Source organism: Pseudomonas sp. LAIL14HWK12:I10 (assembly GCF_900184205.1).
GTDB lineage: Bacteria > Pseudomonadota > Gammaproteobacteria > Pseudomonadales > Pseudomonadaceae > Aquipseudomonas > Aquipseudomonas kermanshahensis.
This window is the reverse complement of sequence record NZ_FXWU01000001.1, coordinates 181,344-196,919: the sequence shown is the minus strand read 5'-3', so window position 1 is coordinate 196,919 and position 15,576 is coordinate 181,344. Positions and strand designations below refer to the sequence as shown.

General features: G+C 61.3%; 16 protein-coding genes. 8 read left to right on the top strand and 8 right to left on the bottom strand.

What is annotated here, in order from left to right; all coding sequences use genetic code 11:
- Positions 1-44: 44 nt before the first annotated feature.
- Positions 45-1,574, bottom strand: a complete 1,530-nt coding sequence (pdxR, locus tag QOS90_RS00960; RefSeq protein WP_027592114.1) for a MocR-like pyridoxine biosynthesis transcription factor PdxR — start codon at positions 1,572-1,574, stop codon at positions 45-47.
- An 89-nt stretch (positions 1,575-1,663) separates the two neighbouring features.
- Here pdxR and QOS90_RS00955 point away from each other — a divergent pair, with 89 nt between their 5' ends.
- Genes QOS90_RS00955 through QOS90_RS00945 form a run of 3 tightly spaced genes read left to right on the top strand, consistent with a single transcriptional unit; the run spans position 1,664 to position 3,430 of the window.
- Positions 1,664-2,293, top strand: a complete 630-nt coding sequence (locus tag QOS90_RS00955; protein WP_027592113.1) for an FMN-binding negative transcriptional regulator — start codon at positions 1,664-1,666, stop codon at positions 2,291-2,293.
- 11 nt (positions 2,294-2,304) lie between these two features.
- Positions 2,305-2,751, top strand: coding sequence for a GNAT family N-acetyltransferase (locus QOS90_RS00950; RefSeq protein ID WP_027592112.1), 447 nt, complete (start codon positions 2,305-2,307; stop codon positions 2,749-2,751).
- A gap of 7 nt (positions 2,752-2,758) precedes the next feature.
- The gene (locus QOS90_RS00945) at positions 2,759-3,430 is read left to right on the top strand and encodes a GNAT family N-acetyltransferase (RefSeq protein WP_085272154.1); all 672 of its coding nucleotides are present in this window, start codon (positions 2,759-2,761) and stop codon (positions 3,428-3,430) included.
- Here the strand turns inward: QOS90_RS00945 and QOS90_RS00940 are convergent, their stop codons facing one another.
- The gene (locus QOS90_RS00940; protein WP_033693890.1) at positions 3,431-4,330 is read right to left on the bottom strand and encodes a homocysteine S-methyltransferase family protein; all 900 of its coding nucleotides are present in this window, start codon (positions 4,328-4,330) and stop codon (positions 3,431-3,433) included.
- Positions 4,331-4,435: 105 nt separating this feature from the next.
- Between QOS90_RS00940 and QOS90_RS00935 the strand changes: the two genes are divergently transcribed.
- Positions 4,436-5,257, top strand: a complete 822-nt coding sequence (locus tag QOS90_RS00935; RefSeq protein ID WP_027592109.1) for an ABC transporter substrate-binding protein — start codon at positions 4,436-4,438, stop codon at positions 5,255-5,257.
- Entirely contained in the window at positions 5,254-6,075 is an 822-nt protein-coding gene (locus QOS90_RS00930) for an amino acid ABC transporter permease (RefSeq protein ID WP_085272153.1), read from the top strand. Before QOS90_RS00935 ends, QOS90_RS00930 begins: the two co-directional genes overlap by 4 nt.
- 9 nt (positions 6,076-6,084) lie before the next feature.
- Here QOS90_RS00930 and QOS90_RS00925 read toward each other — a convergent pair whose 3' ends face one another.
- From QOS90_RS00925 to QOS90_RS00910, 4 genes are all read right to left on the bottom strand, one after another.
- Positions 6,085-6,363, bottom strand: a complete 279-nt coding sequence (locus QOS90_RS00925; protein ID WP_027592107.1) for a helix-turn-helix transcriptional regulator — start codon at positions 6,361-6,363, stop codon at positions 6,085-6,087.
- Positions 6,360-7,685, bottom strand: coding sequence for a type II toxin-antitoxin system HipA family toxin (locus QOS90_RS00920; RefSeq protein ID WP_085272152.1), 1,326 nt, complete (start codon positions 7,683-7,685; stop codon positions 6,360-6,362). The genes QOS90_RS00925 and QOS90_RS00920 overlap by 4 nt, the downstream gene beginning before the upstream one ends.
- Positions 7,686-7,865: 180 nt before the next feature.
- A complete protein-coding gene (gene oadA, locus QOS90_RS00915) occupies positions 7,866-9,674 on the bottom strand; it encodes a sodium-extruding oxaloacetate decarboxylase subunit alpha (RefSeq protein WP_085272151.1) in 1,809 nt (602 codons plus the stop codon).
- An 11-nt stretch (positions 9,675-9,685) separates the two neighbouring features.
- On the bottom strand, positions 9,686-11,101 hold the full coding sequence (locus QOS90_RS00910) for an acetyl-CoA carboxylase biotin carboxylase subunit (RefSeq protein ID WP_027592104.1): 1,416 nt from the start codon (positions 11,099-11,101) through the stop codon (positions 9,686-9,688).
- A gap of 189 nt (positions 11,102-11,290) precedes the next feature.
- Here QOS90_RS00910 and QOS90_RS00905 point away from each other — a divergent pair, with 189 nt between their 5' ends.
- Positions 11,291-12,253, top strand: coding sequence for a LysR family transcriptional regulator (locus tag QOS90_RS00905; protein ID WP_085272150.1), 963 nt, complete (start codon positions 11,291-11,293; stop codon positions 12,251-12,253).
- On the opposite strand, the gene QOS90_RS00900 is transcribed toward QOS90_RS00905, so the two are convergent.
- Together QOS90_RS00900 and hexR are read right to left on the bottom strand one after the other, a co-directional pair.
- Positions 12,195-12,413 carry a PA3496 family putative envelope integrity protein gene (locus QOS90_RS00900; protein ID WP_081717438.1) on the bottom strand — a complete coding sequence of 73 codons (219 nt, stop codon included), beginning with the start codon at positions 12,411-12,413 and terminating at the stop codon, positions 12,195-12,197. The genes QOS90_RS00905 and QOS90_RS00900 overlap by 59 nt on opposite strands.
- A 243-nt stretch (positions 12,414-12,656) precedes the next feature.
- Entirely contained in the window at positions 12,657-13,523 is an 867-nt protein-coding gene (gene hexR / locus QOS90_RS00895; protein WP_027592102.1) for a transcriptional regulator HexR, read from the bottom strand.
- A gap of 103 nt (positions 13,524-13,626) precedes the next feature.
- Here hexR and zwf point away from each other — a divergent pair, with 103 nt between their 5' ends.
- Both zwf and QOS90_RS00885 read left to right on the top strand, forming a co-directional pair.
- On the top strand, positions 13,627-15,069 hold the full coding sequence (gene zwf / locus QOS90_RS00890) for a glucose-6-phosphate dehydrogenase (RefSeq protein ID WP_027592101.1): 1,443 nt from the start codon (positions 13,627-13,629) through the stop codon (positions 15,067-15,069).
- Positions 15,070-15,154: 85 nt separating this feature from the next.
- The gene (locus QOS90_RS00885; RefSeq protein WP_027592100.1) at positions 15,155-15,472 is read left to right on the top strand and encodes a hypothetical protein; all 318 of its coding nucleotides are present in this window, start codon (positions 15,155-15,157) and stop codon (positions 15,470-15,472) included.
- The last annotated feature ends 104 nt before the right edge of the window (positions 15,473-15,576 follow it).

Genomic DNA, 15,576 nt, shown 5'->3' with positions numbered 1-15,576 from the left:
GGCTTGGCGCAAAGGGTGTCGATTGGGCCGCACAGCGGCCCCGTTCACTTTCGCCAGGCACTGCGCAATCGCATCAGTGCATTGGCGATGTCGCCTTCCGGCACGGCCGCAAACCCCAGCACCAACCCTGCCCGCTTATCCACAGGCACCTCGCTGTCATCCAACCAGTAACTACTCAGTGGATTCACCTCAACGCCAACCGCTTCAGCCTTGGCGACCAAGGCTTGTTCCCGCGCAAAGTTATCCACATCCACCTTCACGTGTAGTCCTGCCGCCACTTCCGGCATGGCGCCCAAGCCTGGAACATCCACAGGCCAGCCCGCCTTGAGCACGTTGCGCCGGCTCAACGCCGCCCGGCGCATACGCCGTATGTGCCGCTGGAAATGCCCTTGGGCCATGAACTCGGCCATCACACACTGGCTACTGACCTCCGAATGCCGCATGGCCAACGCCCGCCCCTGGCTGAAGGCCTGCACCAGGCGCCCAGGCAGCACCAGGTAGCCCAGGCGTAACGCGGGGAAGGCAATCTTGCCGAACGTGCCGATGTACAGCACCCGCCCCTGCCGGTCCAATGCCGCCAGCGGTGCCAATGGCGCACCGCTGTAGCGGTACTCGCCGTCGTAATCGTCTTCGATGATCCAGCCATCGCTACGCTCGGCCCAGGCCAGCAATGCCAGGCGCCGTGCCAGGCTCATGGTTACCCCGGTCGGGTACTGGTGGGCTGGCGTCACATAGGCCAGGCGGCAGTCCGCCAGCTGCATCAGCCGCTGGCAATTCATACCCTCGTCATCCACTGGCACGCCCATCACCCTGCCACCCGCCACGGCGAAGGTATGCCCGGCGGCCCGGTAGCCCGGGTTTTCCACAGCCACCCCCTCGCCAGGCTGCAACAGCAACTGTGCACAAAGGCTGATGGCCTGCTGTGCACCACTGGTGATCACAATTTGTTCAGCCGTGCACGATAAACCCCGCGAACGGCGTAAATAGGTGGCAATCAGCTCGCGCAGCTGCAGCTCGCCTGCGGGTTCACCGTAGCCCAGCTGCGCAGGGTCCGGGTTACGCCAGAAACCCGCTTGCAGCTTGGCCCAGACGTCAAACGGGAACAGATCGAAGGCCGGAATCCCCACCCGGAATGCGCGCGGCGCGCCACTTCTGGGAGGCGGCAAATGGTTACTTTTCAGACGCTCCAAAGGCTCGCTGGTGCGCTCACAGCTGGATAAATCCTCAGTCTTTTCTGAGTAAAATGTGGATAAGCCTGTTGATAACCCTAGGGATAACCCTGTGGACAGTTGTGTGGATAGTTTATCGAGCTGAGTGACATAGGTGCCGTCCCCCACCCGGCTCTCGATATACCCTTCGGCATACAACTGGTCGTAGGCACGCACCACACTGTTGCGCGACAGCGCGAGGATGGCTGCCAGGTCACGGCTGGCCGGTAACCGCGTACCGCTGCTCAGGCGCCCATCCAGCACCCGTGCACGCAAGGCCTGGTAAAGCTGCTGGCTGAGCCCTCGCTGGCGGTCCAGCACGATGCCAGCGGGGTCGAAGGGCAAGATGAGGGGGCGCTTGTTCACCGTATTGGACCTGTCAAATCAGTCATAAATGGATCTTACACAGAACCAATAGCCTGCCTAGGATGGGGCCATTCGACAAGGAACCCACCATGTACAACAGCAAGCCCCACCAGGAACACGACCTCGATCGCCTGCACCAGCACATGGCCGATACTCGCCTTGCCGTGCTTATCAGCCACGGCGAACACGGGCTGCTGGCCACCCACCTGCCGGTGTTGATCGACCCCGAGCAAGGTGAGTTCGGCACGGTCTACGCGCACTTGGCGCGGGCCAATGCTCAGTGGAAAGACCTGGAGCAAGGCACTGAAGCGCTGCTGGTGTTCCCCGGCGCTGACGCTTATGTCAGCCCCAGCTACTACCCCAGCAAGGCCGAGAACCCCAAGGTGGTACCGACCTGGAACTACTTGGCGGTGCACGCCTACGGCCCTGTTGAAGTGATCCACGAAGCCGCGCCCCTGCTGCAGATCGTCAGCCGCCTGACCGACCGTCACGAGCAGGGCCGCAGTGAACCCTGGAAGGTCTCCGACGCCCCCAGCGACTACATCGACGGCATGCTGCGCGCCATTGTCGGCATACGCCTGCCGATCGCCCGCCTGCAAGGCGCCCGCAAGCTCAGCCAAAACCGTTCGGCCGAGGACATCGCAGGCGTGCGTGAAGGCCTGAGCGGCAGTGCCGACTACCCTGACAACCAACTGGCGGCGCACATGCGCCAACTCTGAAGGAAAAGCCCATGCCCAGCGTCACTCTGCGCCCCGTCAGCGCCAACGACCATGCAGCCTGGCTTGCCCTGTGGCAGGCCTACTTACGCTTCTACGAAACCGAGTTGGCCGAAGCGGTCAGCGCCAACACCTGGCAGCGCCTGCTCGACCCCAACGAGCCGACCCATTCGGCCCTGGCCTGGGTCGATGGCAAAGCCGTAGGAATGGTCAACTGGATCTATCATCGTTCCAACTGGAGCATCGAAAATTCGTGCTACCTGCAGGACCTTTATGTGGTTAACACGCAGCGTGGCCTGGGCATCGGCCGCCAACTGATCGAGCATGTCTACGCCACTGCCAAAGCTGCCAACTGCGCTAAGGTGCACTGGCTGACCCACGAGACCAACGCCACCGCCATCAGCCTGTACCAACAGGTCGCCGAGCGGCCGGGCTTCATTCAATTCCGCAAAGGGCTGTAGGCACGACATGACTGACGCACTGAACTGGAAACCCGCCACCGCGCCCACGGCAGCGCCCATCGAGGGCCGCTTCATCCGCCTGGAAAAACTCGACCCGGCGCACCACGGCGACGACCTCTGGGACGTACTGCAAGGCCCGGATGCAGACCCGGTTCTGTGGGATTACCTGCCTTATGGGCCATTCCCGGAACGCGGCGCCTTCGACCGCTGGCTGCAAGGCCATGCCGCCAGCCCAGACCCGTTGTTCTTTACCGTCATCGACCGCCCCACCGGCCAGGCCCAGGGCATTCTCAGCCTGATGTCGATCGTGCCCGACCATGGCCGCATCGAGATCGGCCACATCGCCTTCGGCGCCGCCATGCAGCGCACGCCCAAGGGCACCGAAGCGGTGTACCTGCTGGGCAAGCGGGCGTTCGAGCTGGGCAACCGCAGGCTCGAGTGGAAGTGCAACAACGCCAATGCCCGCTCCAAGCGCGCGGCAGAACGGTTTGGCTTTGTCTACGAAGGGGTTTTCCGCAAGCACCTAGTGGTCAAGGACCACAACCGCGACACCGCGTGGTACTCGATTACCGATGATGAATGGCCACAGGTAGCGGCAGGGTTCGAGCGCTGGTTGAGTGCCGACAACCAGCGCCCTGAGGGGCAAGCCAGGACGCTGGAAGCCTGCCGCAACGGGTGATCAGGCCAGGTTGGCCTTGAGCGCCGAAATGTGCTCCGGGCCAATCCCACAGCAACCGCCGAGCAGGCTCGCGCCGCGTTGCCGCCAGTTGCTGGCCCAGCTCAGGTAGCCCGGTGGGTCAAGGTCTTCACGCAGCTCATCGAGGCCATCGTTGGCGGTGGCGTCTTTGGGCTGTGGCGGGAAGGCATTGGCGTAGGCGCCGATGGCGATGTCCACGCCCAGGCGCTCGAACGTCTCGCGCGCTACATCCAGCGCCGCGCCAATCACCTCAGGCTGGCTGCAGTTGAACAACAGCGTACTGACACCCAGCCCGGCAATCGCTTCGGCCGCGTCGGCGACCGTTTGTCCGGAACGCAGCCGCGGCACGTCGATGTCACCTTCGTCCTGCAGCGTGAACGATACCCAGAACGGCCTGCCGTCCTGGGGCAGTTGCGCGCCGATGGCCCGAACTTCTTCGATCGAGCTCTGGGTTTCTGCCAGCCACAGGTCCACGTAGGGGGACAGGCCTGCCAGCAGGGGGGTCAGCACTTCGGCGACGCGCTCGGGCTGATACAGGTCCGGGCGATAAGAGCCGAACAACGGCGGCAGCGAACCGGCCACGCGTACCGGCGCGGCAGCCGCATCGGCTGCCGCACGGGCCAATTGCCCCGCCGTTGCAGCCAAGGTGCGCCCTTCCTGGGCGAACCGCTCTTCACCAATATGGAAGGGCACTACTGCATAGCTGTTGCTGGTGATGACCTGAGCCCCGGCCTCGATATACGCCGTATGCACCGCCAGCACCGCCTCAGGTGCTTCGCTCAAGGCCAGCGCTGACCACTCGGGCTGCCGAAACGGCGCACCACGACGCTGCAGCTCTCGCCCCATACCGCCATCCAGAATTACCAGCGATCGTTCGCCCATATGACTATCACTTATATGTTTATGAATAAAATTCATTAGTGTGTAACTTGTTATAACTATTAAATACCCAGCACCGATTGTCCAACAACTTTTTCAGGTACTTCCATGCGCTTGCTTACCTTGCTCGGCACCGGCCTCATCGCCCTGTGTGCCACCACTCAAGCCTTCGCAGGCGCCACGTTGGACCGAGTGGAATCGCGCAAGGAAATGGTCAACGTGCTGATGGAAAGCTATCCGCCGTTCTCGTTCCTGAACGCGCAGAACCAGCTCGATGGTTTTGACGTGGATGTGGCCAAGGCCGTGGCCGAAAAACTGGGCGTCAAGCTGCGCCTGGAAACGCCGTCCTGGGATGTGATTGCCGCGGGCCGCTGGAGTGGCCGCTACGACCTTTGCATCTGCTCCATGACGCCAAGCAAGGCGCGCGCCGAGGTGTTTGATTTCCCGGTCGAGTACTACGCCTCGCCCGCCGTGATCGTGGTCAACGCCAAGGACGATCGCATTCATTCGGCCAAGGACCTGGATGGCCGCAAGGTCGGCTTGACCAGCGCATCCAGCTACGAGAGCTACCTGAACAAGAACCTGGTCATCGAAGGCAACGAAGACAAAAAAATCGATTACCCCTTCGAAATGGTGCAAATCGCCCCCTACGACACCGACAACGTCGCCTTCCAGGACCTGGGCCTGGGTGCCGGCGTGCGCCTGGACGCGATCCTGACCAACCTGGTCACCGCCCAGCCCCGCCTCGACCAGGACAAACGCTTCAAACTGGCCGGCGCGCCGCTTTATGAAGAACCCAACTCGGTGGCCATCGAAAAAGGCGACCCGGAGTGGGATGCCAAGCTGCGCCAAGTTTTCGCCGAGCTCAAGGCCGACGGTACCTTGGCCAAGCTGTCCCAGAAATGGATCGGCGCCGATATCAGTAAATGAGTGCTCATCAACCTGCCCCTCGCCCGACTGCCAAAACCTCGGGCGCTGGACTGTTCGGATTCCGCACACGCCTATACCTGACCTGGGTTGGGCTGTTTGTGCTGTTTGCCGCGTTTTTCCTGAGCTTTGATCTCAAGTTTTCGATCATTGTCGAGAAATTCCCGTATCTGGCGGGGTTCAAGCTGGGGCCGAACGGCTTCTTGCAGGGCGCGGCACTGACCCTGTTCCTGTGCGTGTGCTCCATCGTCGTTTCCGTGGCACTGGGCTTCGCTGCAGCGCTGGCACGCCTGTCGAGCAGCGCAGTGCTGCTGGGCATCGCCAGCTTCTACACGTCGTTCTTCCGTGGCACACCGCTGCTGATCCAGATCCTGCTGATCTACCTCGGCTTGCCGCAGCTCGGTGTGGTGCCTGGGGCCATCAGTGCCGGCATCATCGCCCTGTCGCTGAACTATGGCGCCTACCTCAGCGAAATCTTCCGAGCCGGCATTCTTGGCGTGGCCCCCGGGCAACGCCAGGCGGCGATGGCGCTAGGCCTCGGCCCTGCGCAGATCTTCTGGCACGTCACCCTGCCCCAGGCCATGCGCACCATCATCCCGCCAAGCGCCAACCAGTTCATTTCGATGCTCAAGGACTCGTCGCTGATTTCGGTGATGGGCGTGTGGGAAGTGATGTTCCTGGCCCAGTCCTATGGCCGTTCCAGCTACCGCTACCTGGAGATGCTGACGACCGCAGCGGTGATCTACTGGGTGCTGTCGATTTTGCTGGAACTGGTGCAGGCCAAGCTGGAGCGGCATTTTGGCAAGGGCTATCAGCACTGAACGCCGGCGTCAGATGACCTGACGCTGGCGTCTGACCACGCCTACCTGAAGACCAAACGGGCGAAGTACGGCATTCATTGATTTGAGAGTAGGGTTGCCCTCGCCCCCCTCGATCTGGATAAGGGTGCGCAACGATACCTTGCACATGCGAGCAAACTGGGACTGTTGAAGCCCTGCCACCGTCACGCGCAAATGACGTACTGCCGTACCCATGTCCCACGTACCGTCGGCGATCCATTGCTGAACATCATCAATGACTTTGGCCCGTTGCTCGGGTGTCAGTGTCATAGCAGGCCCCACCCTCTAAAACGCTGCTCGAGTTGTCTTAGCGCGACAGCAGGATGATTCATCACCACCTCCGGCAAGCCAGAGTCGCGGAGCAGATCCGGAAGTGCCAACAGCAGAGCCGCATCCTGACGCAATTGCTCGAACGCCTGCTCAGGACTGATCAATGGCGACAGGCTCTCACACGCCCTGCGCCAGTCGACCTCTCCAGCACGCTCAATATCGGATGACCATTTGGTCGTGCGGGTGACACCTTCGGCATCCAACACCATGGGCGCCAAATCGTAGATCGGCGCCAACCGCAACCTGTCATCATCGCGAATGACGGCCATGTTGCGCCCATGATTGTCCGAGTTGCCCAGTATCTTGTTGATCAGGTCTCGGCGCAGGTACTCGGCAATCAGGTCATTTACCTGTTGCTCTTGACCGGCCTCTTTCCAGAGCCGTACCAACCCCATCAGCACGTCCCGGTGGTCCAGCCGGCTACCGGGCAGGGTGATGCCGGCCAACGAATAGATAGACTCCACGGCAAGTCGCTCTACGCCATGTTCAGCCACTTTGCGGTCGAACCTGCGCATCCAGAGACTGGGTTTCTCACCCTCTTCCAAGGCCATTTCATCGGTGGCCACCGTCTCGATACCCAGCGTGTGCAATGCCCGGTAATACAGGTACTCGGCCCTGAGTATTTCCTGATCATTTTTAAGGGCTTGGTTGCGAGCGAATTTGATGAACCAATGTCGTCTGGCCTGTGCATCCGCAAGGGCAGCATCTGGGTACAGCAGACCGTCTTGGCCTTCTGTCATCAACAGTTTGGGCGCCTCTCCCCCCGCGCCGGTCGCTCCGCCTATTGCCGCGCCCTGCTCATACGCGTACTCGAGAAATTGCTGATCACGACTGACCACATCCTGCCTGCTGAACCCCATCGGCTCACGCGTGTCGAGGTGCGCCATCGACTCCTTGACCCGCAGGTTACCTATTGGAGCTGGTGTGCTTCTGGCTAGCAGGAACATGTCGTCACTCAGGCCCTCCGGTTTCTCTCGCCCCATATGCGCCAGCAGAAATCGCTTCGCAGCCCCCGAAGGCGCGATGTCATGGATGAATGCAGGGGCTTCGGAGAGCGAAAAACTATCGAAATCCACAGGCAAGCGAGCACTTACCGCTTTCGCGAACTGGCTCTGGTAAGCATCAAGGTTGGCCCTGATGTAGGACGATTCATAGGCAATTGAGCAAGGGCCGACGAAGCCCTGTTCCGGCTGAGCGAAAGAGAGCGTCATCGCATCTTGCCAAGCGCAATCAGCGTAGATTTGTAGCGTTATCGAGTACATGACCAAGGCCCACAGGCAGCAACACCTGCAATATAGTGCATATTTGACGGCCATAAACCCACTATTTATGCATTAAAATGCATATTTTCGACGACTACCGTTCAAAATATGCAATTTAATGCATAAAAAAGGGGAGCATCCGCTCCCCAGAGGTAAACCGTTTTTAGCTGAAGGTTTTTATCAACCTTCGATCTCGATCAGGATCTCGCCCGGGGTCACGCGGTCGCCCTTGGCCACGTGGATGGCCACGACTTTGCCGGCGATCGCTGCCTGCACTTCGGTCTCCATCTTCATGGCTTCGGTGATCAGCACCGCCTGGCCGGCCTTGACCATGTCGCCTTCCTTGACCAGTACATCGACGATGTTGCCAGGCATGGTGGTGCTGACATGGCCAGGGTCGGTGGCCTGCTTGCGCTTGCTGCCGCCGCCGCCGACGAACTCGTTGAGCGGCTCGAACACCACTTCTTCCGGCATGCCGTCGATCGACAGGTAGAAGTGGCGCTTGCCCTCTGCCTTGACGCCCACACCGGTGATGTCCACACGGTAGGTTTCGCCGTGCACGTCGATGACGAACTCGGTCGGCACGCCTTCGCCGCCAGGTGCGGCAATGGCGCCAGCTTCCGGGATCGGCAACAGGGGTTCTGGGGTCAGGGTGCCGGCTTCACGCTCTTCGAGGAACTTACGGCCGATGTCCGGGAACATGGCGAAGGTCAGCACGTCTTCTTCGCAACGCGCCAGGGCGCCGATGTCGTTACGCAGCTTGGTCATTTCTGGCTTGAGCAGGTCGGCCGGGCGCACGTCGATCACTTCTTCGCTGCCAATGGCCTGGCGGCGCAGTTGCTCGTTGACCACGCCCGGGGCCTTGCCGTAACCGCCTTGCAGGTACAGCTTCACCTCGTTGGTGATGGTCTTGTAGCGCTCGCCGGCCAGCACGTTGAAGAACGCCTGGGTACCGACGATTTGCGAAGTCGGGGTCACCAGCGGAGGGAAGCCGAGGTCTTCACGCACCCGCGGGATTTCCGCCAGCACTTCGTTCATGCGGTTGAGGGCGCCCTGCTCCTTGAGCTGGTTGGCCAGGTTGGAAATCATGCCGCCCGGCACCTGGTTGACCTGCACGCGGGTGTCCACCGCGGTGAACTCGCTTTCGAACTGGTGGTACTTCTTGCGCACGGCGTAGAAGTACAGGCCGATTTCCTGCAGCAGCTCCAGGTCCAGGCCGGTGTCGAACTCGCTGCCCTTGAGCGCCGCGACCATCGACTCGGTACCCGGGTGGCTGGTGCCCCAGGCGAAGCTGGAGATTGCGGTGTCGATGTGGTCGGCACCGTTTTCCACAGCCTTGAGCTGGCACATGGCAGCCAGGCCAGCGGTGTCGTGGGAGTGGATGAACACCGGCAGCGACTGCTCGGCCTTCAGTGCCTTGACCAGCTCGCCCGTGGCAAACGGGGTCAGCAGGCCGGCCATGTCCTTGATCGCCACCGAGTCGCAACCCATGGCTTCCATCTGCTTGGCCTGGTTCACGAAGGCTTCGATGGTGTGCACCGGGCTGGTGGTGTAGGCGATGGTGCCCTGGGCGTGCTTGCCGGCGGCTTTGACCGCTTCGATGGCCACGCGCAGGTTACGCACATCGTTCATGGCGTCGAAGATGCGGAACACATCGATGCCGTTGACGGCGGCCTTGGCGACAAAGGCTTTGACCACGTCATCGCTGTAGTGGCGGTAGCCCAGCAGGTTCTGGCCGCGCAGCAGCATTTGCAGGCGGGTGTTGGGCAGCGCGGCGCGCAGCTTGCGCAGGCGCTCCCACGGGTCTTCCTTGAGGAAGCGCACACAGGCGTCGAAGGTGGCACCGCCCCAGACTTCCAGCGACCAGTAGCCGACTTTGTCGAGCTTATCGCAGATCGGCAGCATGTCTTCGGTACGCATGCGGGTGGCCAGCAGGGACTGGTGGGCGTCGCGCAGGATCGTGTCGGTTACGTGGATTTTCTTGGACATTATTAGGTTCCTCACAGGCCTGCGTGGGCGGCGATGGCGGCGGCGATGGCCAGGGCCAGCTCTTCGGGTTTGCGCTTGATCGAGTAGTTGGTCAGTTCAGGGTGGCTTTCGACGAAGCTGGTGTTGAACTGGCCGCTACGGAATTCCGGGTTGCGCAGGATTTCCTGGTAATACGCTGCAGTGGTCTTCACCCCTTGCACGCGCATGTCGTCCAGGGCCCGCAGGCCGCGGTCCATGGCTTCTTCCCAGGTCAATGCCCAGACCACTAGTTTCAGGCACATGGAGTCGTAGAACGGCGGAATGGTGTAGCCGGTGTAGATGGCCGTGTCGGTGCGCACGCCTGGGCCGCCGGGTGCGTAGTAACGGGTGATCTTGCCAAAGCTGGGCAGGAAGTTGTTTTTCGGGTCTTCGGCGTTGATCCGGAACTGCAGCGCATAGCCGCGGTGCTGGATGTCTTCCTGCTTGACCGACAGCGGCAGGCCCGACGCGATGCGGATCTGCTCACGCACGATGTCGATGCCGGTGATTTCCTCGGTGATGGTGTGCTCCACCTGCACCCGGGTGTTCATTTCCATGAAGTACACCTCGCCATCGGCGAGCAAGAACTCCACGGTACCGGCGTTTTCGTAATTCACAGCCTTGGCTGCACGCACCGCCAGGTCGCCGATGTAGGCGCGCTGTTCGGGGGTGAGCTGTGGGCTTGGGGCGATCTCGATGAGCTTCTGGTTACGGCGCTGGATCGAGCAGTCGCGCTCGAACAGGTGCACCACGTTGCCGAAGCTGTCACCGAGAATCTGCGCCTCGATGTGCTTGGGGTTGACGATGCACTTTTCCAGGAACACTTCCGCCGAACCGAAGGCCTTGGTAGCCTCGGAGATCACCCGGGGGAAGTTCTGCTCCAGCTCTTCACGGCTGTTGCAACGGCGAATACCGCGGCCGCCACCGCCGGAGGTGGCCTTGAGCATCACCGGGTAACCGATGCGGTCACCTTCGCTCAGGGCTTCATGGATATCGGCAACGTTACCTTCGGTGCCCGGTGTGACCGGGACGCCGGCCTTGATCATGGTGCGGCGCGCTTCGGTCTTGTCGCCCATGCGGCGAATGACTTCGGCAGCCGGGCCGATGAACTTGATCCCGCGCTCGGCGCAGATCTCTGCCAGTTCAGCGTTTTCCGACAGGAAACCGTAACCCGGGTGCAGGGCATCACAACCGGTTTCGACAGCGAGGTTCACCAGCTTGCGCGGGTTCAGGTACCCGGCCAGCGGCTCGGCACCGATGCTGTGGGCCTCGTCAGCGCGCTTCACATGCAGCGCATGACGGTCGGCGTCGGAATAGATCGCTACCGAGCGAATGCCCATCTCGGCGCAGGCACGCACGATCCGAACTGCGATTTCACCTCGGTTGGCGATCAGGATTTTTTTTATCACTGGAGTCTTCCCAAAGCCGTAGGAACAGTCGAGCCGGTTCTACCGGTCGGCGCGTGACCAGACGTTGCTGGCCAGTCGCACATTCACCCTAGCGCTGTAGGTCGATAAACAAAAATCAATATTTGTTAGGGGCAGTATTAGCAAAAGCTTATAGTGCCGTAACAAGGTTTTGCCGGAGCCTGGATAAAAATGCGTAAGTCCTTGATGCGTATGACTTTACGTCAGTTACAGATCTTCAACGAAGTGTGCGATTTGCGCTCGTACAGCCGCGCGGCCGAGGAGATGGCGCTCACGCAACCCGCCGTTAGTCTACAGATCCGCCAGCTTGAAGAACTGATCGGCCAGCCGCTGTTCGAGTACGTCGGCAAGAAGCTCTACCTGACCGAAGCGGCCGAAGCGCTGCAGCGCGCCAGCCGCGACATCTTCGGCCGGCTAGAGAGCCTCGACATGCAACTGTCGGACATGCAGGGCTCACTGCAAGGGCAGCTGAAGCTGGCGATCGAGTCCAGTGCCAAGTACTTCGTGCCACACCTGTTCGCCGCCTTCAAGCAACGACACCCGGAGGTCAACCTGACGCTCACGGTGGTCAACCGCGCCCAGGCGATGCGGCGCCTTTCGGACAACCGTGACGACCTGATCATCATGTCCATGGTGCCGCAGGACATGGGCCTGGAGTTTCTGCCGTTCTTGAACAACCCGATCGTCGCCGTGGCCCCGCCGGACCATCCGCTGTGCAAGCTCGAGCACCTGCGCCTGCAAGACCTTGAGCCTCATACCCTGCTGGTCCGCGAACAAGGCTCGGGCACCCGCAAGGCGTGCGAGGAGTACTTCAAGGACAAGCGTGTGCACTTCACCCAGACCCTCGAAGTGGCCTCGGCCGATGCCCAGCGCGAGTGTGTGATCGCAGGCTTGGGCATCGCCCTGCTGACCCGCCATGCGTTGAACATGGAGCTGGCAACGGGGGTGCTGAAAGAATTACCGGTGGAGGAACTGCCGCTGTACCGAAGCTGGTGCGTGGTACAGGCCAAGGCCAAGCGGCAGTCACCGGTGGCCCTGGCATTTTTAGCGTTCATCCGCAGCGAACGCGTGCTTATCAGCGCAATTGTGGAGCGTTTTTCGGGGAAGTCGCTGCCGACGCCTGCCACACCGTAAGTGCTTGTAGCTCAGGGTAGTCGGCCAAGTCACGAAGCAATTGACGCTGGTCGCAGTAGCTTTCGATCGCGCGGCGATACTCCATGCGGCGCTGATCCTTTTCCTGCTGCTTGCGAGCCTTGGCGTTGGGTTGGTACGTACCGTCGAAGTCACGAGCCATTGCCTGTCTCCCAGTTAGGATGCGGGAGTTTCAGACTGGCGCTGGCGGTTTACGGTTTTGCGGTGGGGAGGTTACAAAACCATGAATTTTCGCGGGCTTCATCGCTGGGCCTTGCGCCCGCTGTAGGAGCAGCCTTGTGCTGCGAAGAGGCCATTGATAGCAGCGAAGATTCATGGCGTTTACACCGGCCTCTTCGCAGCGCAAGGCTGCTGCTACAAAGGGCCGTGCAGATGATCGCGAGGGTCAGTCGTCGGTAGCCTTGATCGACTTGGGCGACAACCGCAGGCTGCGCAAACTGCGCTTCACGCTCTTGAGGTGGTTGACCAGGCTCGGCCCACGCGCCATGGCAACGCCCATGGCCAGCACATCGATCACCACCAGGTGCGCAATGCGGGAGGTCAGCGGGGTGTAGATCTCGGTGTCTTCATGCACGTCGATCGCCAAGTTAACGGTGGAAAGCTCCGCCAACGGGGTTGCGCTCGGGCACAGGGTGATCAGGTTGGCGCCACTTTCACGCACCAGGTTGGCGGTGATCAGCAGGTCTTTGGAACGGCCCGACTGGGAAATGCACACTGCTACATCGCCTGGCTTCAAGGTGACCGCCGACATGGCCTGCATGTGCGGGTCGGAATAGGCGGCGGCACTGAGCAGCAGGCGGAAGAATTTGTGCTGGGCATCGGCAGCCACCGCGCCGGACGCGCCAAAACCGTAGAACTCCACACGCTGCGCCTGCGCCATCGCGCTCACGGCCTGCTGCAGCGCCTGCGGGTCGAGGTGCTCGCGCACTTCCATCAGCGTGTGCAAGGTAGTGTCGAAGATCTTCAGGCTGTAATCGGCGACCGAATCATCTTCATGGATGGCGAACTGGCCAAAACTGGCCCCGGCGGCCAGGCTCTGCGCCAGCTTCAACTTGAGGTCCTGGAAACCTGAACAGCCAATCGCCCGGCAGAAACGCACGATGGTCGGTTCACTGATACCCACGTTGTGCGCCAAGTCGGCCATCGAGCTGTGCATGACGGCAGCCGGGTCTAGCAGCACGTGGTCGGCCACTTTCAGTTCCGATTTGCGCAGCAGGTGGCGCGATTGGGCGATATGTTGCAACAGATTCACGGGCTGGACTCGGTTATGATCGGCTGGCCGGGATGTAGCTTTCTTGTAGTTATACTACATGGGCGCCAACCCGCCCAGTTAAACGAACGTGGAGAGTGGTGGTTTGACTATTCCTTGCGACATTCTGGTCTTCGGTGGTACCGGCGATCTGGCCCTGCACAAACTGCTTCCAGCGCTCTATCACCTGTTTCGCGAGGCTCGTCTGAACAACGCCGTGCGGATCATCGCCCTGGCGCGGCGCAACCTGCCACGTAACGACTACCTGAAACTCGCCGAGCGCCACTGCCGGGCGCAGATTGCCCGTAATGACTTCGACGAGGAGGTCTGGCAGCGGTTCTCCGCCCGGCTCGACTACTTCGCCATGGACGCTGCGCAAAGCGCCGACTTCGGCCGCCTGGCACGCTACCTCGGCGAGCCCGGCGGGCTGACGCGGATCTTCTACCTGGCCACCGCCCCCAACCTGTTCGTGCCCATCGCCAACCACCTGCGCATCGCCGGCCTGGCAGACCCCGAGGCCCGTATCGTGCTGGAAAAACCGATCGGCCATTCACACGCGTCCGCCACGGCCATCAATGAAGCGATTGGCGCGGTGTTCGAGGAAGCCCAGGTGTTCCGCATCGACCACTACCTGGGCAAGGAGACCGTGCAGAACCTGATGGCCCTGCGTTTCGCCAACGCCCTGCTGGAGCCGGTCTGGCGCAACAGCCAGGTCGACCATGTGCAGATCAGCGTCTGCGAAACCCTGGGTGTGGAGAACCGCGGCGGCTACTACGACCGCGCCGGCGCGACCCGCGACATGCTGCAGAACCACCTGCTGCAGTTGCTGTGCCTGGTGGCCATGGAGCCGCCGGCGCAGTTCGAGGCCGAGGCGGTGCGGGACGAGAAAGTGAAGATTCTACGTGCCCTGAAGCCGATCACCGGCCAGGACGTACAGGACACCACCGTACGCGGCCAATATGGCGCCGGGCGCATCGGCGGGCAGGAAGTGCCGGCGTACTACTTCGAAAAAGACGTGGACAACGACAGCGACACCGAGACCTTCGTTGCTGTGCAGGCCCACATCGACAACTGGCGCTGGGCCGGCGTGCCCTTTTACCTGCGCACCGGCAAACGCATGGCGCGGCGCTCGTCGCAGATCGTCATCCAGTTCAAGCCAGTGCCCCACGAGCTGTTCAACGGCGGCCAGGTCAACCAACTGCTGATCCAGCTGCAGCCTGAAGAACGTATCAGCTTGCGCATGATGACCAAGAGCCCTGGCAAGGGCATGCGCCTGGAGCCGGTCGACCTGGACCTGAACCTGGCTCAGGTATTTGGCCAGACGCGCCGCTGGGACGCCTATGAACGCCTGTTGCTGGACATTTTGGAGGGTGATTCGACGCTGTTCATGCGCCGCGATGAGGTCGAAGCGGCCTGGGCCTGGATCGACCCGATCATCAAGGGCTGGGAGGAGCACTTCCAGGCTCCACGCCCCTACGCGGCTGGCAGTAACGGGCCTGAGCAGGCCAACAGCCTGCTGGCGCACCAGGGCAGGCATTGGCACAGCTGAACTGTTTCTGGCTGCGATGATGTTCGTGGGTGCATCACCCTGTGCTCACGCGGCACTTCGTCGCGCAACTTCGGAGAACAGAAACATGACCCTCGACACTAAAGGCTGGGTTGCCCAAATGGACAACATGCCTGGCGCTACCGCATTTCGCGTATCCGGCAGCGTCATGGTTGGCCACCCCGGTATCCACCCGACCCTGAGCCTGCGCAAGATACAAGACAAGTCCTTCGCGCTGGCACTTGAATTGACGCTCGAAACCGACCAAGGCATTTATCCACAGGTGGTCACGCAAAAGCCGGTGAGCTTCAACATGCCAGGCGACCACAGCAACATCCCCAAGGTAGACATCTTTCACGATGGCGCCCTGATCACCAGCATCAGCGAGATCATGGTGACCTACTGAGCACCCGGCCTGCCTTTAAGGCAGGCCCTTGCTCGGGCACTCGGATGAACGGTGGGCCTGCAGGGTGAACATTTATACAGTAGACGTTTGCCCCATCCCTTGCC

Bases quoted from the DNA above. Each gene is read 5' to 3' on its own strand.
- QOS90_RS00955 (WP_027592113.1), top strand. From the start codon at position 1,664: ATGTACAACAGCAAGCCCCACCAGGAACACGACCTCGATCGCCTGCAC.
- QOS90_RS00950 (WP_027592112.1), top strand. From the start codon at position 2,305: ATGCCCAGCGTCACTCTGCGCCCCGTCAGCGCCAACGACCATGCAGCC.
- QOS90_RS00945 (WP_085272154.1), top strand. From the start codon at position 2,759: ATGACTGACGCACTGAACTGGAAACCCGCCACCGCGCCCACGGCAGCG.
- QOS90_RS00940 (WP_033693890.1), bottom strand. From the start codon at position 4,330: ATGGGCGAACGATCGCTGGTAATTCTGGATGGCGGTATGGGGCGAGAG.
- QOS90_RS00935 (WP_027592109.1), top strand. From the start codon at position 4,436: ATGCGCTTGCTTACCTTGCTCGGCACCGGCCTCATCGCCCTGTGTGCC.
- QOS90_RS00930 (WP_085272153.1), top strand. From the start codon at position 5,254: ATGAGTGCTCATCAACCTGCCCCTCGCCCGACTGCCAAAACCTCGGGC.
- QOS90_RS00925 (WP_027592107.1), bottom strand. From the start codon at position 6,363: ATGACACTGACACCCGAGCAACGGGCCAAAGTCATTGATGATGTTCAG.
- QOS90_RS00920 (WP_085272152.1), bottom strand. From the start codon at position 7,685: ATGTACTCGATAACGCTACAAATCTACGCTGATTGCGCTTGGCAAGAT.
- oadA (WP_085272151.1), bottom strand. From the start codon at position 9,674: ATGTCCAAGAAAATCCACGTAACCGACACGATCCTGCGCGACGCCCAC.
- QOS90_RS00905 (WP_085272150.1), top strand. From the start codon at position 11,291: ATGCGTAAGTCCTTGATGCGTATGACTTTACGTCAGTTACAGATCTTC.
- QOS90_RS00900 (WP_081717438.1), bottom strand. From the start codon at position 12,413: ATGGCTCGTGACTTCGACGGTACGTACCAACCCAACGCCAAGGCTCGC.
- QOS90_RS00885 (WP_027592100.1), top strand. From the start codon at position 15,155: ATGACCCTCGACACTAAAGGCTGGGTTGCCCAAATGGACAACATGCCT.